Raw genomic sequence first — 16,258 nt, 5'->3', positions numbered from 1 at the left:
AAATATTTTTAAGTGTAAAGTTGACTATTAAAAAAAATATGTTATTATTGGGATAGCATTAACATTTAGGGAACGGGTATTTACAAAAGATGATGTTTAAGAAACAGCTTTATTTTAGCAAATTACCTAATACAGATAATGTTAATTTCGAGTTAATTGGAGATAAAATCGGGGTGGTAACCCCAATCTATTTCCATTAGCTTTAACCAGGTTCCGAAGTCAAGCGCGGAAACTGGAAATTTAAGACCAAAAAACTGCTATTATGAAACGATTGCTTAATTGGCTCCGCCACATAAGGAGTGATGTCTTTAAAAGCCCTCCCGTTATTTCCCCTAGTTACATATCATCTTAAGAAGACCGTAGTTGTTACCGGGCAGGTTCCGGCCTGACCTGAAGTATTTATTAACCAAGTCAACTATCATTCATGAACAAAAGTTCTTTGTTTCATCCCCTGTTTGCTAAAAAGAGAGGAAGCGTTCACATGATGATCGCACTCTGCGGTATGGCTATTGCCACACCTTTATTTAATTACGCTACTCCAGACATTCCGATGGAGACTCCCTATTATGCCGATCGAGAGATCAGCGGCAGAATAGTTGATGAAAAGGGAGCGCCAGTGGCCAATGTGAGTGTAATGGTAAAAGGAACTACCATTGGAACTACCACTGATGATAATGGAAATTTCAAGTTGACTGTTCCCGATGGCCAGTCTGTACTTGTAATCAGTTATGTTGGATTCAAATCAACAGAGTATACGCTTAACAGTTCTAACACTGTTGCCATCACGCTTACTCCCGAATCATCCCAGTTATCGGATGTTGTGGTTGTTGGTTATGGAACCCAAAGAAAAGTAACCGTTACAGGAGCAGTGAGTGCTATAAAGGGTGAAAACCTGGTGAAATCACCAGCTGTTGACCTTTCCAACTCACTAGCCGGACGTGCGCCGGGCCTGGTGGTTATCCAACAAAGTGGTGAACCAGGATATGATGGTGCTACTGTATCAATCAGAGGTACAAATACACTGGGAAATAATAGTCCCCTTATCGTTATTGATGGTATCCCCGACAGAGACGGAGGACTTGGTCGTTTGAATCCAAGGGATATCGAATCTATTTCTATCCTTAAGGATGCATCGGCTGCCATTTATGGTGCAAGGGCCGCAAATGGGGCGATCCTTATCACAACAAAGAAAGGCAGTAGCGGAAAGCCAAAGATCACCTACGATTTTAATCAGGGTTGGAGTCAGCCTGCCCGGATACCTAAAATGGCAAGTGCTTTCCAGTATGCAAATATCATGAATGAACTTCCAATTTATAAGACCATACCTGCAAATGAATGGGAAGCTGCATGGGAATCTATCAGAACAACAGGAACCTACGATTCTCCTACACCTGATGTAAGTACACTTAACGCAAACTATAGTCCGGATGCGGTTCAAAAGTATGCAGATGGTTCAGATCCCTGGGGTTATCCTAATACTGACTGGTTTGGTGATGCCTTTAAGAAATGGTCACCCCAGTCAAGGCATAATCTTCAGTTGACCGGTGGAAATGAAAATATCCGCTATTTCGCTTCCATGGGATATGTTAGCCAGGATGCCTATTACAAAAATTCAGCAACAAATTATAAGCAGTATAATTTCAGGACCAATGTTACTGCCAAGGTGAATGATTATATAAGCACCACTTTAGGAATCCTTGTACGTCGTGAGGACCGGAACTTTCCAACGGAGAGCGCAGGATCCATTTTCAGGATGTTGATGAGGGGCCGTCCTACTGAACCTGAAGTTTGGCCGAATGGCAAACCAGGTCCCGATATTGAAAATGGGCAGAACCCTTATGTAATTACTACAAATGCTACAGGGTATGTAAAAAATCCCAAGGATTATATTCAGGCCAACGGTTTAGTTGATATCACGAACCCTTGGATCAAGGGACTGAAATTGACTCTTATGGGTGCTATTGATAAGAATAGCCAAACAGAGAAAAGGTGGCAAACCCCATGGATGCTATATTACTGGGATAAGATCTCCTATGATGATAATGGTGATCCCTTACTGGTTGGTGCTATCAGATCAAATTTCACTGATCCGAGGTTGACGCAGAGCTATGGTACCGTATTAAATACCAACCTTTCTGCTATCCTGAACTATGACCGTAAAATTGGTGACCATAATATCGGGGTGATGGCTGGTGTTACCAAAGAAACCTTTGAAGGTGAAGGATTTCTTGCCTTCAGAAGAAATTATATATCACCTGCTGTTGACCAGCTTTTTGCTGGCGGATCATTGCAACAGAATACGGGGGGAAGCGCATATGAAAGAGCTCGTCTGGGTTATTATGGACGCGCACAGTACAACTACAAAGAAAAATATCTTGCTGAATTCATCTGGAGATATGATGGTTCCTACATTTTCCCAGAGAACAAGCGTTTTGGATTCTTCCCTGGACTTTTATTGGGATGGAACGTATCTAATGAAGATTTCTGGAATGTAAATGCCATTGATTACCTGAAGTTGAGAGCTTCTTATGGTCAGATGGGTAATGACCAGGTATTCTACAACAATCAGTTGCAGGAATATGCATATCTGTCTACTTATAGCTTCGGTGCTTATCCTATCAACAATGCTGTTGTTACCACCTTACAGGAAACTGTATTGGCCAATCCTAACTTTACCTGGGAAAGAGCAAATAACTACAACGTTGGTTTGGATGCAACCTTCCTGAATAACAAGTTTGACTTAACACTGGAGTATTTCTTTAACCGCCGCGACCAAATCCTGATTCAGAAAACAGGATCAACTCCTTCTTCTTCTGGTATCAATGCACTCCTTCCACCTGTAAATGCCGGACAAGTTGATAACAAGGGTTTTGAATTTGCATTAGGTTATAATACAAGGGTTGGAAAGGACCTCACTATTCGTGCAGGCATAAATGGTGGGTATGCTAAAAACAAGGTGGTATTCATGGATGAAATTCCAGGTGCCCCTGATTACCAGAGAATGGAAGGAAAGCCAATTGGAGCTTATCTCGCATACAAATCAGACGGTGTATTCCGTGATATGGAAGAGATCAATAAAAATACGATCGACTATAGCGGTGTTACAGGTCAACTCATACCTGGTGATATGAAGTTTGAAGATACCAATGGCGATGGTAAAATTGATGCTGATGACCGCGTGCGTCTCGATAAGAATGCAACTCCAACTTTTAACTATGGTGCTACATTCGACCTCCGTTATAAGGGATTTGACTTAAGCATACTCTTCCAGGGTGCAAGTGGTGCAGCTATTCGTATTCAGACTGAATCAGGAGATATCGGTAACTATCTTGAATATTTTTATGAGAACAGATGGTCAGTTGATAATCCAAGCAGTGTTCATCCACGACTTGCCAGTCGCGGTGATACATATTTCACTGGCGGTAACTTTGGTTTCAACACTTATTATCTCTTCAATAAGAATTACCTCCGCCTCAAGAATATTGAGCTTGGATACAATTTCCAGCCACAAATTCTTGAAAGAATCAAGATGAGTAATCTGAGATTATATGTTAACGGTCTAAATGTATTCACTATCGACAAAATGAAAGTATTTGACCCGGAAGCAACTGTTGAAAGTGGCGTTTATTATCCACAGGCAAGGGTTATCAATGCCGGTTTGTCATTAACTTTCTAAATTATCAGCGTATGAAAAATATAAAATTATTAATTGGACTGATCGCATTTTCGCTGGTATTCATGGCCTCGTGTAAGAAGAATTTTTTGAATACACAGCCACTGGATAAAATTTCCAGCGAAGCAACATGGGCTGATGGCCCTCTTGCTGAGGCCTTTATATTCGGGGTATATTCCTTCCTGGGATATGGTGGTTTTGAAGAGCAGGCGCTTGCTGCTTATACGGATGAAGCAATGTTTACCCATGCCGGCAGGAACATAAATACCTTTACCGAGGGCTCTGAAACACCTTCCAATATTGGTTGGATAAGTAGCACCTATGGATGGGACAATATGTATTTCGCCATTCGTGAGGCAAATGTTGCCATCAACAGGTTGCCAACATCCACTTTCGCAGATGATGATTTACGTGACCAGTTGTTGGGCGAAGCCTATTTCCTCAGGGGATATTATTACCATCAGTTATTGCGGTATTATGGTGGTGTTCCACTTATCAAGCAACCTTATGGACTTAATGAAGATTATACAATTGCGAGGAATACTTTTGAGGAGACCGTTTCTTCTATTGTTTCTGATCTCGATAGTGCAACATTACTATTAACGGGAAAAGACATGTCGGATGGCCGAGCCTCAAAACTGTCGGCTATGGCATTAAAAGCACGCGTTCTGCTATATGCTGCCAGTGATCTTCATGATGCCACTACAGCCAAGGCAAAATCAGCTACTATGGCTGCATATCCCCAGATTAACCTGGTTGCTTACGAAAGTGGCGACAGGCAAGCCAGGTGGCAGGCTGCTAAAGCTGCAGCAAAAGCTGTATTGGATGAAGGTCAGGGATACAAGATGGACCTTACAGCACCAGTGTCGGCCGAAGAAGGTAAAATGAATTATATCTCTATTGCTATGGGTGGTCAAAGTGCTATTGGAGATGCAGCTGCTGCAACTGAGCTTATATTCCAACGTACGCACACTGCTTTGTATACACAAGAAGATAACTGGCCATTGGGTGGTATTCACTATGGAATTAATAACGGACCGAATGGTTATCATAACTGGGCAGGCAATACACCTATCCAGCAATTGGTTGACGATTATGAAATGATGGATGGATCAAAATTTAACTGGAGTAATCCGGAACATAAGGCTGCCCCTTATGAAGACAGGGATCCACGATTCTATGCCTCCATTCTTTATGATGGTGCTGAGTGGAAACCCCGGCCGGCAGACGTTGCTGCATTAGATCCGGTTAATAAGATCCAGACGGGTTATTATCCTGATGGAAATGGCGGAACCCTCAATGGTATTGACACCCGTGAATCAGTTATTGAAAACTGGAATGGTAGTCGTACCCATTATTATACACGCAAGTTTATCGATCCTAACCCAGCTTTGGCAGACAACCAATCAAGTGCACAGGTAGTGCCATGGCCTTTCATTCGTTATACTGAAATGGCGCTTAACTATGCCGAAGCCTGTATTGCCCTTGGTGAAGAGGGTGAGGCCCGTGACTGGATCAATAAAATAAGGTTCCGAGCAGGAATGCCTGCAATAGAAGATGCAGGTACTGCATTGGTTGACCGCTACAGAAATGAACGCCGAATTGAACTGGTTTATGAGGAACATCGCTACCATGATGCCCGCCGTTGGATGATTCCGGCACAAACCGTGGGAAGAGGAATTAAGGCAATTAATATAGTTGCAACACTTAAGCCAGGCAAATCTGCGCTTGTTCCCTACAGGCATGATAACACCGTATATAATTATACCTATACCCCGGTTGATAATACAGAAAATGAAACCAGGAAATGGGATGATAGAATGTATTACAGGCCAATCAGCAGAGATGAAATTAACAGGAATGACAAACTAGTTCAGAATCCAGGATTTTAAGCAAGCTAAATAGGTATCTGAGAAAAATCTATCCCTATATTGGGGATAGATTTTTTTATAGCATTATCTCCCAATGAAATCTTTCTATTCATATTACGGTGTCTTATTTATCAGCCTTATTTTTTTAATTGGCTGTAAAAACGATGCGGATTTAAAATCTGCGGAAAAAGGAAATAGCATGTTTGTTTTGATGTCTCCCGAAGAAACCGGGGTCGATTTTCAGAATACACTCACGGAGGCCTTGAATACAAATATTCTGATGTATGAATATTTTTATAATGGTGGGGGAGTGGCGGTAGGAGATTTCAATAATGATGGACTTGAAGATGTTTATTTCACCTCCAATATGTCAGAGAATAAAATGTTTCTGAACAAGGGTAATCTGAAGTTTCAGGATGTTACCCTTGTTTCTCGAGCGGGCGGCAGACCGGGTCCATGGAAAACCGGGGTAAATGCAGTTGATATCAATGCAGATGGCCGGCTAGATATCTACCTTTGTTACTCGGGAGCATTACCGCCCCAGAAAAGAGCCAATCAACTTTTTATAAATGCAGGAAATGACTCCAGGGGAATACCCGTTTTTGAAGAACGAGCCGAAGCATTTGGATTAGCCAGCACCGGCTTCAGCAACCAATCTTATTTTTTCGATTACGATAAAGACGGAGATCTTGATATGTTGCTTATGAACCATAATCCCAAAAATCTCCCACTATTAAATGAAGCCGGAACAGTGCAGCTCTTAAAACAGGATAACCCGGAAAAAGGATTACGCCTTTTCAGACAGGATAATGGGTTGTTTACTGACGTCACAATAATATCAGGTATTAATGGCTCGGAGCTTAGTTATGGGCTGGGCTTAGGAATCGCTGATCTCGATGGTGATGGCTGGCCCGACTTTTATGTTTCTAATGACTATTCCGTTCCGGATTATCTATATATCAATAACAAAAACGGAACATTTACCAACAAACTGGAAAGCAGCCTGGGTCATACAAGCCAGTTTTCCATGGGCAATGACATTGCGGATATAAACAATGATCAGCTGCCTGATATCTATACATTAGATATGTTGCCAGAAGATAATCATCGACAGAAGCTTTTGCTTTCACCGGATAATTATGAAAAATTCAACCTGAACCTTCGAAGCGGTTTTTATTACCAGTATATGCGTAATATGCTGCATTTGAACAATGGTAATGGCAGCTTCAGTGAAATTGCACAGGCAGTAGGTATTTCCAATACCGATTGGAGTTGGGCAGCACTACTTGCAGATTATGACAATGATGGTTGGAAAGATCTCTTTGTAACGAATGGTTATTTAAGAGATTATACTAATCTTGATTTCATTAATTATATGAATGAATATGTGCAGCAGAAGGGCCGCTTACAACGCGAAGATGTAATGCAGATCATTCAGCAGATGCCTTCATCTAATGTGGCTAATTATATTTTTAGGAACAGGGAGGGATTTTCATTTGAAAATAAAAGCAATGAGTGGATCAACAGCAAAGCATCAAATAGCAATGGAGCAGTGTATGCTGATCTCGACAATGACGGGGACCTGGACCTGATCGTCAATAATATCAACGAGCCTGCATTCATTTATAAAAATGATTCCCGTTCTGGGGGGAAAAATCAATACCTGCAATTCACCCTGAAAGGTCTTACTCCTAATCTGCAAGGTATAGGAGCGAAACTGGTTGTATTTCACAAGGGCCAAAGCCAGGTTGTTGAGCAATACCCCGCCAGGGGATATCTTTCAAGTGTTAGCACTACACTTCATTTCGGGCTCGGTGAGGCAATGAAAGCAGATTCAGTGATTATAATCTGGAATAGTGGGAAGAGCCAGAAACTCTATGATGTAAAAACCGGACAGCGTATAGTATTCGAGGAGAAGGATGCTACAGAATTGAATAAACCTGTTGGGAATAGCGTGAGATGGTTTACAGAATCCCAATCTGATATTCGTTACCAAAGTTTCAATAACCATATTAATGATTTTAACCGTCAGCCCTTATTAATAAGCCAGTTTTCTTATGCCGGTCCCTGCATGGTTACACATGATCTTAATGGTGATGGAACAGAAGATGTTCTTGTTGGTGGGGAAGCAGGTGTCGCCGCTTCCCTTTGGATGCAAGCTTCTGATGGGTCATTCAGCCAGAAACGCATCCCCGCATTTGAAAATGACAAGGGTTTTGTGGATAGTGATATTGCAGTATTTGATGCTAATGGGGATGGACAGTTGGATATTTATATTGCAAGCGGAGGGTATCATTCTTTATTGCCTTCAGATTCATTACTGCAGGATAGATTATACCTGAATGATGGTAACAATAATTATAGCAGGACTAATGGTTTACCCATGGTATCAGGCAGTAAATCCTGTGTGCGGATTCATGATATCAATGAGGATGGGTCACCAGATATTTTTGTTGGGGGGAGGGTTGTTCCGGGTAGATATCCCGAAAAACCTTCAAGCTATATATTGATCAACAATGGAAAAGGAATTTTTACAGATGAAACCAAAAAGATAAGTCCCGAATTATCTGCAATTGGTATGGTGACCGATGCATCCTGGGTTGATCTTGATAATGATAAAAAAGGGGAATTGTTATTGGTGGGTGAATGGATGCCTATAACTGTTTTCAAATTTGAAGGCAGTAAACTCATCAAGAGGTCTGAACAATTCTTTGACAAAACATTTGAGGGTTTCTGGAACAGAATTAATGTTGGAGATCTGAATGGTGATGGACGGCCAGATCTGGTGCTTGGAAATATGGGATTAAATACCCAATTCAATGCCTCCGAAAAAGAGCCCTTGGAAATGTTTTATCGTGACTTCGATCAAAATGGTTCTGTGGATCCAGTTTTCAGTTATTATATTCAACATAAACGCTATCCATATCTTACACGTGATGAGTTGATAGGTCAATTGCCAGCTATGCGTAAAAGGTTTGCCAGTTATAAAAGCTTTGCGGATATAACCCTGGAGGAACTATTTGATAAGGAATCTTTGAAACAGGCAGGCAAGCATACAGCAAATCATATGATGACAAGTCTTTTCCTAAGTACCGCTGCAGGAAAACTCCAAATGATAGAATTGCCACAGGAAGTGCAATATTCCCCAGTCTATACAATTAACCAGTTAGATTTTAATAAAGATGGATTAACGGATCTTCTTCTATGCGGAAACAACAGCCGAACAAAAATCAGACTTGGTAAATTTGATGCTAATTATGGACTACTATTAAAGGGAGACGGCAAAGGAAAATTTAATTATGTAAAGCAGCATGAATCAGGGTTTAAAATCAAAGGAGATGTTAGAAGCTGCGTTCAGGTAGCAAATACATTTTATTTTGGAATTAACGGAAAAGGGGTTGCTGCGTATAAATTGATTAAATAATGAAAATGCGAGTCGGTATTATGGTTATATTTTGTTGGCTGTTAGCCTGCACAGTATTCCTTTCCTGCCAGGACAAAAAGGCCACTCCACCAGAGGATTATGAACTTGCTGCCTCCTGGGCAGATATTACGAATTATATAACTCAGAATACCCCGGCCAATTCACCAACATTTGCCTCCCGATGTTTTGGTTATATAGGTCTAACGATGTATGAAGCCATAGTTCATGGGTATCCCGATTACCAATCGGTAGCTGGACAATTAAATGGATTGGGAAAATTACAGGAACCAGAACAAGGGCTGGAATATAATTGGCACCTCGCGCTCAATGCCGCACAAGCAGAAATCATCCGGAATATCTATATCCAAACTTCTGCGAATAATAAAAGAAAAATCGACTCACTTGAACAGCATTATGCCAACATTTATAGTGCGGCTATATTGAATGACAGTATTGCTGAAAGGTCTGTTTCCTATGGAAAAAAAATTGCCCTGCAGATTTTTGAGTGGTCAAAAACAGATGGAGGCCATAGGGGATATCTTAGCAATTTTGACAAAAAACTTGTATTTGAGGAAAAACCCGGATGTTGGCAACCGCCTCTTTATGCGCAGTCTTTCAGCCATTACCCGCTTCATCCGCATTGGGGTAAGAACCGGACTTTTCTTTCCAATGATTCTTCACTTGTTCCACCTGAATCTCTTCCTTATGATACCACTCCCGGTTCGGCCTATTATGAACAATTCAGGCAGGTTTATGAGAAAAGGAAAATACTATCCCAGGATGAAAAAGAAGCGGCATTGTGGTGGGGCGATGACCCAGATGTTAGTTTTACTCCCCCCGGGCATTCCTATCATCTTGCAACTATAGCAGTCAGAAAAACAAGACCGGATCTCATACATTGTGCAGAAACCTATGCTCGGGTAGGCATGGCCGTGGCAGATGCATTCCGAAATTGCTGGAAATGGAAATATCAATTTTATACAGAGCGGTCCAATACTTTTATTCCACGGTACATCGACGCGCGATGGGAATCGTTCTGGCCCGATCCGCCTTTTCCTTCATTCCCCTCAGGGCATGCCATGCAGGCAGGCGCAACAGCCGCCGTTCTTACAGATTTATATGGCGATAAATTTGCCTTCACTGACAGCGCACATGTTGGAAGAGCGAAAGATGAATTGCGTAATACAGCCTTTAATCCACGACATTTCAATTCTTTTTGGGAAGCTGCAGAAGAAACGGCTATGTCCAGATTTTATGGTGGAATTCATATTCCTCTGGAAAATGAAAGGGGATTGGAAAAAGGAAAAGAAATCGGTATGAATGTGAATCAATTAAAATGGAAAAAATAGTTTCTCTTTTAACAATTGCCATCTTCTCGCTTGGCACTGCAAATAGCCAGAAGCCCTTTACAGATGTTACTGATTCGGCAGGAATCAATCATGTTTTTAAAGTTTATGAAGGAATGTTTGGGGGAGGAGCTTGTGTGTTAGACTATAATAAAGATGGATTTGAAGACCTGTATATTACTGGTGGCATGAATGATGACATCCTGTATAGGAACAATGGTAATGGCAGCTTCACCAATGTTTTTGAACAATCAGGAATGTTGATTACGCGAAATTATGTTACCCAGGGGGTAGCGGGTGCTGATGTAAATCGCGATGGATATGTTGATCTTTTTATTACAACCATTACAAGGCGCGACAGAAAAGAGGCCATACCCCGTGAAATCAACCTTTTTTTTCTAAATAATGGGGATGGCAGTTTTCATGATGCAACAACTGAGTATGGTCTTGACCAACTCTATTCTTTTAGTACCGGGGCAAGCTTTGGAGATTTCAATGGAGATGGCTTGCCCGACCTGTATGTAGGTAACTATTTTAATGAGTACAAAGGAAAGCTTAGTGTAATTAATGATGAAACTGTAGTGGGGGCCAATCAAATCGCTAAAGGGTATCTCCTCCTGAATGATAAAGGAAAAAAGTTCAGGGATGTTTATCAGGCTTATGGCCTCGATTACCGCGGATTTGGATTTGGTGGCGTTTTTACAGATTATGATAATGATGGTGACCAGGACCTTTTCGTTAACCATGATTTCGGTTACAAGCGCACGCCTGATATGCTTTTGGAAAACAATTTCCCCCGAAAATCATTTGAGGATGTTGCAAAAGAAAAGGGCATGGATCTTAAGATTAACTCAATGGGTACTGCCGTAGGCGATTATAATAATGATGGCCTCATGGATTACTATATTACCAATATAAAGTTCAATCCTTTTATGGTCAACCAGGGAAAAGGAAAGCCATTTCTCGACAAAGCAACTGACCTTGGTATGGGATTCTTTGCTATTAGCTGGGGAGCCAATTTCGCTGATTTTGATCATGATGGAGATGTTGATCTTTTCGTTGCAAATGGTGACCTTAATCCGAACTGTGCCGTAATGGCGGATTTCTATTATGAGAATCTGGGAAAATCGTTCCGTGAAAATGCCCGTGCCGTTGGCGTAGCCGATTATGGGATTGGCCGCGGATCTGTAGTTTTTGACTATGATAATGATGGCGACCTCGACTTGCTTGTTGTTAATCAGGAACCCATACTCCAATATCCTGTTCCCTCTGTTACCCGGCTGTACCGGAATGATTCTGTAAGAGGTAACTGGATAAAAATCGCTCTGAAGGGTGTAAAGGCAGAAAGCCAGGGTATTGGTTCCAAGATTGAAGTGCAGTCCGGGGGGAGGAAGATGATCAGGGAAATAGATGGAGGGGGCTCAAGTCATCTTTCCCAAAACTCTGTGATTGCTCATTTTGGTCTTGGTAATGCAACCTCCATAGATAAGATCACTGTATCTTGGACAGGTGGGGTTAAACAGGAATTTAGAGGAATTTCAGTAAACCAAATGGTTACCCTAACAGAGATACCATTAAAAGAAACGGGCAGCGTATATATTTATTTGTTAATAGCCGTAGGCGTCCTGGCGGTTGTCGTATTTTGGTGGAAATGGGTGTATTCTCGCAAATAACAATGGGTATTAACTATTCACATTAATTAATTTTTTCGTAGCTTAATTTCCCTAAAACGCAAGCAACAACATGGAAACCCAAACAAGGCGGGAATTTATTTCCGAAACTGGTAAGGCTACTGTAATGGGTGGAATAGGAGCTTTCTCTGCAGCATCGTGGGAGAACAAGCTTCGCCACAAATTTATCCACCACGTATATTTCTGGTTAAAAAATCCGGATAGCGCTGATGATAAAAAGAAGTTGCTGGAAGGATTGAAAAAACTTTCATCGGTTAAAACAATAGCGATGTCGCATATTGGTGTTCCGGCACCAACCAACCGCGAAGTAATTGACCGTTCTTATGCTGTTTCCTGGCTTCTTGTATTCGACAATGATGAAGACCAGGCCAGCTACCAAACCGACCCTGTTCACCTGAAATTTATTGAAGACTGTAGTATGCTCTGGGAAAAGGTAATCGTGTACGATTCCGTAGAACAAAGCATTGTTTAGTCCTGCAGCTGGCTTGCGGCGGCTTTGTCAACTATCCAGTGGGTAACGCCGTATTCTGGTTGGATCACCTGTGATGGGTAGAGGTTAATATTGGTATCACCCTGTAATACCTCTTTCAATGCCGCGGCCTTATTGGCTCCTGTTGTCAAAAATAATATGCAGGCAGATTTGTTGGCGATGGTTTTGGTGAGTGTAATCCGGAACATATCCTGTTGCTTCAGAAAAAAGGAGGTACACCACTTTTCGGTTTCATACACCACTTCTGTGCCGGGAAAAAGTGAAAGTGTGTGTCCATCATCCCCCATCCCCAGCAACAAAAGGTCGAAGCTTTGTTCTTTACCGTCAAAATACTGATGTAATACTGCCTCATACTGTGTGGATGATTCACGGGGATCAGGCAGGTCGGTCCGCATTACATGGATCTGTTCTGCAGGAATGCTCACATTATTCAGAAGCGTATCATATGCCATTCGCGCATTGTTCCTTTCATCTTCAAAAGGAAGGTAACGCTCATCACCCCAGAAAATATGGATCCTGCTCCAATCGATGCGCGAACGGTAGGGTTCGGCACTCAAGAGTTCATGCAATCGTTTAGGTGTACTACCACCTGATAATGCCATAGTAAACCGGTCACGGCTCTGCAGTGTTTGCTCAATCCGTTCGGTGATAAACTGTGCTGCATGCTGAGCTACTGATTCGGCATCCGGGAGTATATGCAGGGCTGGGGAAATCATGGCTTTTCTTTTGGTTATTTACCTCTATTTTTTTTTGATTACCTGCTTTCCTGGTGAGGCGGAGGCAATGTCACCCAATTCCTTCCATCACGGGCAATAAGCGCTTCAGCATCTTCCGGTCCCCATGACCCGGGGGCATAATTCGGAAAATCAACCGGGGGTCTTTGCTGCCATGCCTCCAATATGGGCATGATCACTTTCCAGGCGGCTTCAACCTGATCCTCACGCATGAAAAGCGTGGCATTTCCTTCCATCACGTCTAACAAAAGTGTTTCATAGGCTTCGGGCTCATGTTCTTCATAAGCATCATTATAGCTGAAGATCATATCTACCGGGCTTAGTGTGAGGTCCTGTCCAGGTCGCTTGGCCTGGAAACGAAGGCGGATATCCATAACAGGCGCTATGCTGATGGTAAGCCTGTTGGAACGCCAGGTTTCGGCTGATTCGGGCGGGAAGGCATAACTGGGTGCCGCCTTGAATTGCACCGTTATTATCGTCTCTTTATCCTGCATCCTTTTGCCAGTTCGAACATAAAATGGAACATCCTGCCAGCGCCAGTTATCAATATAAAATTTAACGGCTGCGAATGTATCCACTGCCGAATCTGGTGCTACATTCTTCTCCTGGCGATAACCTAAAACCTGTTCACCTTTCATCCATCCCCCCGAATACTGACCGCGGACGGCATAGTGGTGAACATCCTCGCGACTTATTTTCCGCATCGCATGCAATACATCCACTTTCTTATTTCTGATCTCATCAGCATTAAAATTCACAGGCGCTTCCATAGTAACCATGCACAATAGCTGCAGGATATGATTCTGTACCATATCACGCAGTGCTCCTGAACTCTCATAAAAATCTCCCCTTCCTTCAACACCAACCGTTTCAGCCGCCGTGATCTGGATATGATCAATATAATTGCGGTTCCAGATAGGTTCGAATAAGGCATTGGCAAAACGAAGCGCCAGGATATTCTGAACAGTTTCCTTTCCGAGGTAATGGTCTATTCTGTAGATCTGTTTTTCATCGAACATACCTGCCAATAGCCGATTGAGCTCAAGGGCACTGGCAATATCATGGCCAAAGGGTTTTTCCACCACTACGCGTGTGCACTTTGTATCGGCACATATGTTGAGTGGGCCCAGCTTGCTTACAATTCCCGGTACCAGTTGAGGTGCTACTGCCAGGTAAAAAATCACATTTGGATGCTCCCCATAGGCGGCCTCTTTCTCTTTTACAATTGCGGCAATCTTCTCATAATCTTCCTCCACTTCCGCATCCATCTGCAGGTAAGAAACATATTCAGAAAATACCTGCCATTTGCCGCCCTGGTCGTCCTTGCGCCTGCTGAATTGTTGTATCCCGTTAAAGAGATGTTTCCTGTAGGAAATGTTGTCATAGGGCCTGCGACCAATTCCGACGATATCAAATTTTTCCGGCATCCATTCATCTATAAAAAGATTATATAGCGCGGGGGATAGCTTGCGGTGGTTGAGATCGCCGCTGCCTCCGAAAATGAAGATCAGTGATGCAGACGGGCGTTTATGTGCAGCAGACATAATTTAATTTCTTGTTTTCGTTTTGTGGTTTCTGATCAGGTCCATTGCGTATGATACTTGCCTTCCTTATCTGTTCTTTCATAGGTATGTGCACCAAAATAATCCCGCTGGGCCTGAAGTAGGTTGAGCGGTAATCTTCCTGTTGTATAAGCATCATAATAAGTCAATGCATTCATAAGTGCACCAGCAGGAAAACCATTCAGTGCAGCCTGCGATACTACCCTTCGGAGTGCATGAATGTTATCTGTCACAAGCTTTGCAAGAGTATCATCAAGGAGCAGGTTGGGTATTTGCGGGTTGCGGAGATATGCCCCATAAAATGTTTCCAGTAAAGTGGAGCGTATGATGCATCCTCCCCGCCAAACCTTAACAGCATTGTGAAGCGGAATTTGCATCTCCAATTCTGATGACGCTGTATGTAACATGGCCATTCCCTGAACATAACTCATGATGATGGCAGTATATAATGCCCCGCGGCAGTCATCCGCCAATGTGCCAGCTTTCAACATTTCGGCCGGGTTAGAAGTTATTCCAGCTTGTTTGTCGCCATGTATCTTATCGGCTTCCACTCTTTGCGACTTAAGGGCTGAAAGATTTCGCATGGTCACAGCCATATCAATAGTTGGGATAGCAACACCCATGTCCATCGCAATCTGTGAAGTCCACTTGCCGGTTCCTTTAGATCCGGCCTTGTCAAGAATCATATCAACAAGATGGTTGCCGGTCTCTGGATCTTTCATGGAGAAAATATCAGCGGTGATCTCTATCAGGTACGACTTGAGCTCCGCTTCGTTCCAGCTGCTAAACAATTGGTGAAGTTCTTCATTGTTCTTACCCGCCCCGCGACGGAGTATATCATATATCTCGCAAATAAGTTGCATGATCGCATACTCTATTCCGTTATGCACCATCTTAACAAAATGCCCGGCGGCACCATTTCCCATATAATCCACACAAGGTTCGCCATTCACTTTTGCTGCAATGGATTGGAGGATAGGCTTAAGATGTTCCCAGGCTGTAATATCCCCACCCGGCATCATGGAGGGACCAAACCTTGCGCCCTCTTCGCCACCGGAAACCCCAATGCCGATAAAATGAATTCCTTTCGGGGCTAAGTATTGGTAACGTCGAAGTGTATCCGTATAATAAGTGTTACCACCATCAATTATAATATCCCCCTCATCAACCAATGGAAGAAGACTTTCGATAACATCATCTACTGGCTTACCTGCAGGAACAAGTATCATAATTCGGCGGGGAGTGGCTAGTTGGCTAACCATCTCTTCCAGCGTATTAACACCTTTCACGATGGTGCCAGCCGTGGCGGCCTTTTCAAAATCAGCTGTCTTGACGGGGTCTTTATCGAAGCCGATGGCTTTGAAGCCATGATCGGCAACATTCAGCAGGAGATTGCGGCCCATTACACCAAGGCCCACCATTCCGAAATCATATTGTTGGTCCATTGCAGTTGGTTGGATTGGCCGC

Annotated in this window: 9 protein-coding genes; 6 read left to right on the top strand and 3 right to left on the bottom strand. The window is 42.7% G+C overall.

Going from position 1 to position 16,258, the window contains the following annotated elements:
• The first annotated feature begins 424 nt into the window (after positions 1 to 424).
• The 6 genes from V6M43_RS13260 to V6M43_RS13235 all read left to right on the top strand — a co-directional run bounded on the left by V6M43_RS13260 (position 425) and on the right by V6M43_RS13235 (position 12,477).
• A complete protein-coding gene (locus V6M43_RS13260; RefSeq protein WP_332735995.1) occupies positions 425 to 3,676 on the top strand; it encodes a SusC/RagA family TonB-linked outer membrane protein in 3,252 nt (1,083 codons plus the stop codon).
• An 11-nt stretch (positions 3,677 to 3,687) separates the two neighbouring features.
• The gene (locus V6M43_RS13255) at positions 3,688 to 5,565 is read left to right on the top strand and encodes a RagB/SusD family nutrient uptake outer membrane protein (RefSeq protein ID WP_332735993.1); all 1,878 of its coding nucleotides are present in this window, start codon (positions 3,688 to 3,690) and stop codon (positions 5,563 to 5,565) included.
• Positions 5,566 to 5,743: 178 nt separating this feature from the next.
• Complete coding sequence (locus tag V6M43_RS13250; RefSeq protein ID WP_332735991.1) at positions 5,744 to 8,968, top strand: VCBS repeat-containing protein; 3,225 nt, start codon at positions 5,744 to 5,746, stop codon at positions 8,966 to 8,968.
• Between the two features lie 5 nt (positions 8,969 to 8,973).
• Positions 8,974 to 10,317 carry a phosphatase PAP2 family protein gene (locus V6M43_RS13245; RefSeq protein ID WP_332735989.1) on the top strand — a complete coding sequence of 448 codons (1,344 nt, stop codon included), beginning with the start codon at positions 8,974 to 8,976 and terminating at the stop codon, positions 10,315 to 10,317.
• Positions 10,305 to 11,987, top strand: coding sequence for a CRTAC1 family protein (locus V6M43_RS13240; protein WP_332735987.1), 1,683 nt, complete (start codon positions 10,305 to 10,307; stop codon positions 11,985 to 11,987). Before V6M43_RS13245 ends, V6M43_RS13240 begins: the two co-directional genes overlap by 13 nt.
• 70 nt (positions 11,988 to 12,057) lie before the next feature.
• Positions 12,058 to 12,477 carry a Dabb family protein gene (locus tag V6M43_RS13235; protein ID WP_332735985.1) on the top strand — a complete coding sequence of 140 codons (420 nt, stop codon included), beginning with the start codon at positions 12,058 to 12,060 and terminating at the stop codon, positions 12,475 to 12,477.
• Here V6M43_RS13235 and pgl read toward each other — a convergent pair.
• The 3 genes from pgl to gndA are packed head-to-tail and all read right to left on the bottom strand — an operon-like array spanning position 12,474 to position 16,236.
• On the bottom strand, positions 12,474 to 13,211 hold the full coding sequence (gene pgl / locus V6M43_RS13230) for a 6-phosphogluconolactonase (protein WP_332735983.1): 738 nt from the start codon (positions 13,209 to 13,211) through the stop codon (positions 12,474 to 12,476). The genes V6M43_RS13235 and pgl overlap by 4 nt on opposite strands.
• Before the next feature lie 38 nt (positions 13,212 to 13,249).
• Positions 13,250 to 14,773, bottom strand: coding sequence for a glucose-6-phosphate dehydrogenase (gene zwf, locus V6M43_RS13225; RefSeq protein ID WP_332735981.1), 1,524 nt, complete (start codon positions 14,771 to 14,773; stop codon positions 13,250 to 13,252).
• 35 nt (positions 14,774 to 14,808) lie between these two features.
• The gene (gndA, locus tag V6M43_RS13220; RefSeq protein ID WP_332735979.1) at positions 14,809 to 16,236 is read right to left on the bottom strand and encodes an NADP-dependent phosphogluconate dehydrogenase; all 1,428 of its coding nucleotides are present in this window, start codon (positions 16,234 to 16,236) and stop codon (positions 14,809 to 14,811) included.
• Positions 16,237 to 16,258 lie beyond the last annotated feature (22 nt).

The organism is Flavihumibacter sp., assembly GCF_036676075.1.
Lineage (GTDB): Bacteria > Bacteroidota > Bacteroidia > Chitinophagales > Chitinophagaceae > Flavihumibacter.
This window is presented reverse-complemented; position numbering and strand designations above follow the sequence as displayed.

Bases quoted from the DNA above. Each gene is read 5' to 3' on its own strand.
- V6M43_RS13260 (WP_332735995.1), top strand. From the start codon at position 425: ATGAACAAAAGTTCTTTGTTTCATCCCCTGTTTGCTAAAAAGAGAGGA.
- V6M43_RS13255 (WP_332735993.1), top strand. From the start codon at position 3,688: ATGAAAAATATAAAATTATTAATTGGACTGATCGCATTTTCGCTGGTA.
- V6M43_RS13250 (WP_332735991.1), top strand. From the start codon at position 5,744: ATGTTTGTTTTGATGTCTCCCGAAGAAACCGGGGTCGATTTTCAGAAT.
- V6M43_RS13245 (WP_332735989.1), top strand. From the start codon at position 8,974: ATGCGAGTCGGTATTATGGTTATATTTTGTTGGCTGTTAGCCTGCACA.
- V6M43_RS13240 (WP_332735987.1), top strand. From the start codon at position 10,305: ATGGAAAAAATAGTTTCTCTTTTAACAATTGCCATCTTCTCGCTTGGC.
- V6M43_RS13235 (WP_332735985.1), top strand. From the start codon at position 12,058: ATGGAAACCCAAACAAGGCGGGAATTTATTTCCGAAACTGGTAAGGCT.
- pgl (WP_332735983.1), bottom strand. From the start codon at position 13,211: ATGATTTCCCCAGCCCTGCATATACTCCCGGATGCCGAATCAGTAGCT.
- zwf (WP_332735981.1), bottom strand. From the start codon at position 14,773: ATGTCTGCTGCACATAAACGCCCGTCTGCATCACTGATCTTCATTTTC.
- gndA (WP_332735979.1), bottom strand. From the start codon at position 16,236: ATGGACCAACAATATGATTTCGGAATGGTGGGCCTTGGTGTAATGGGC.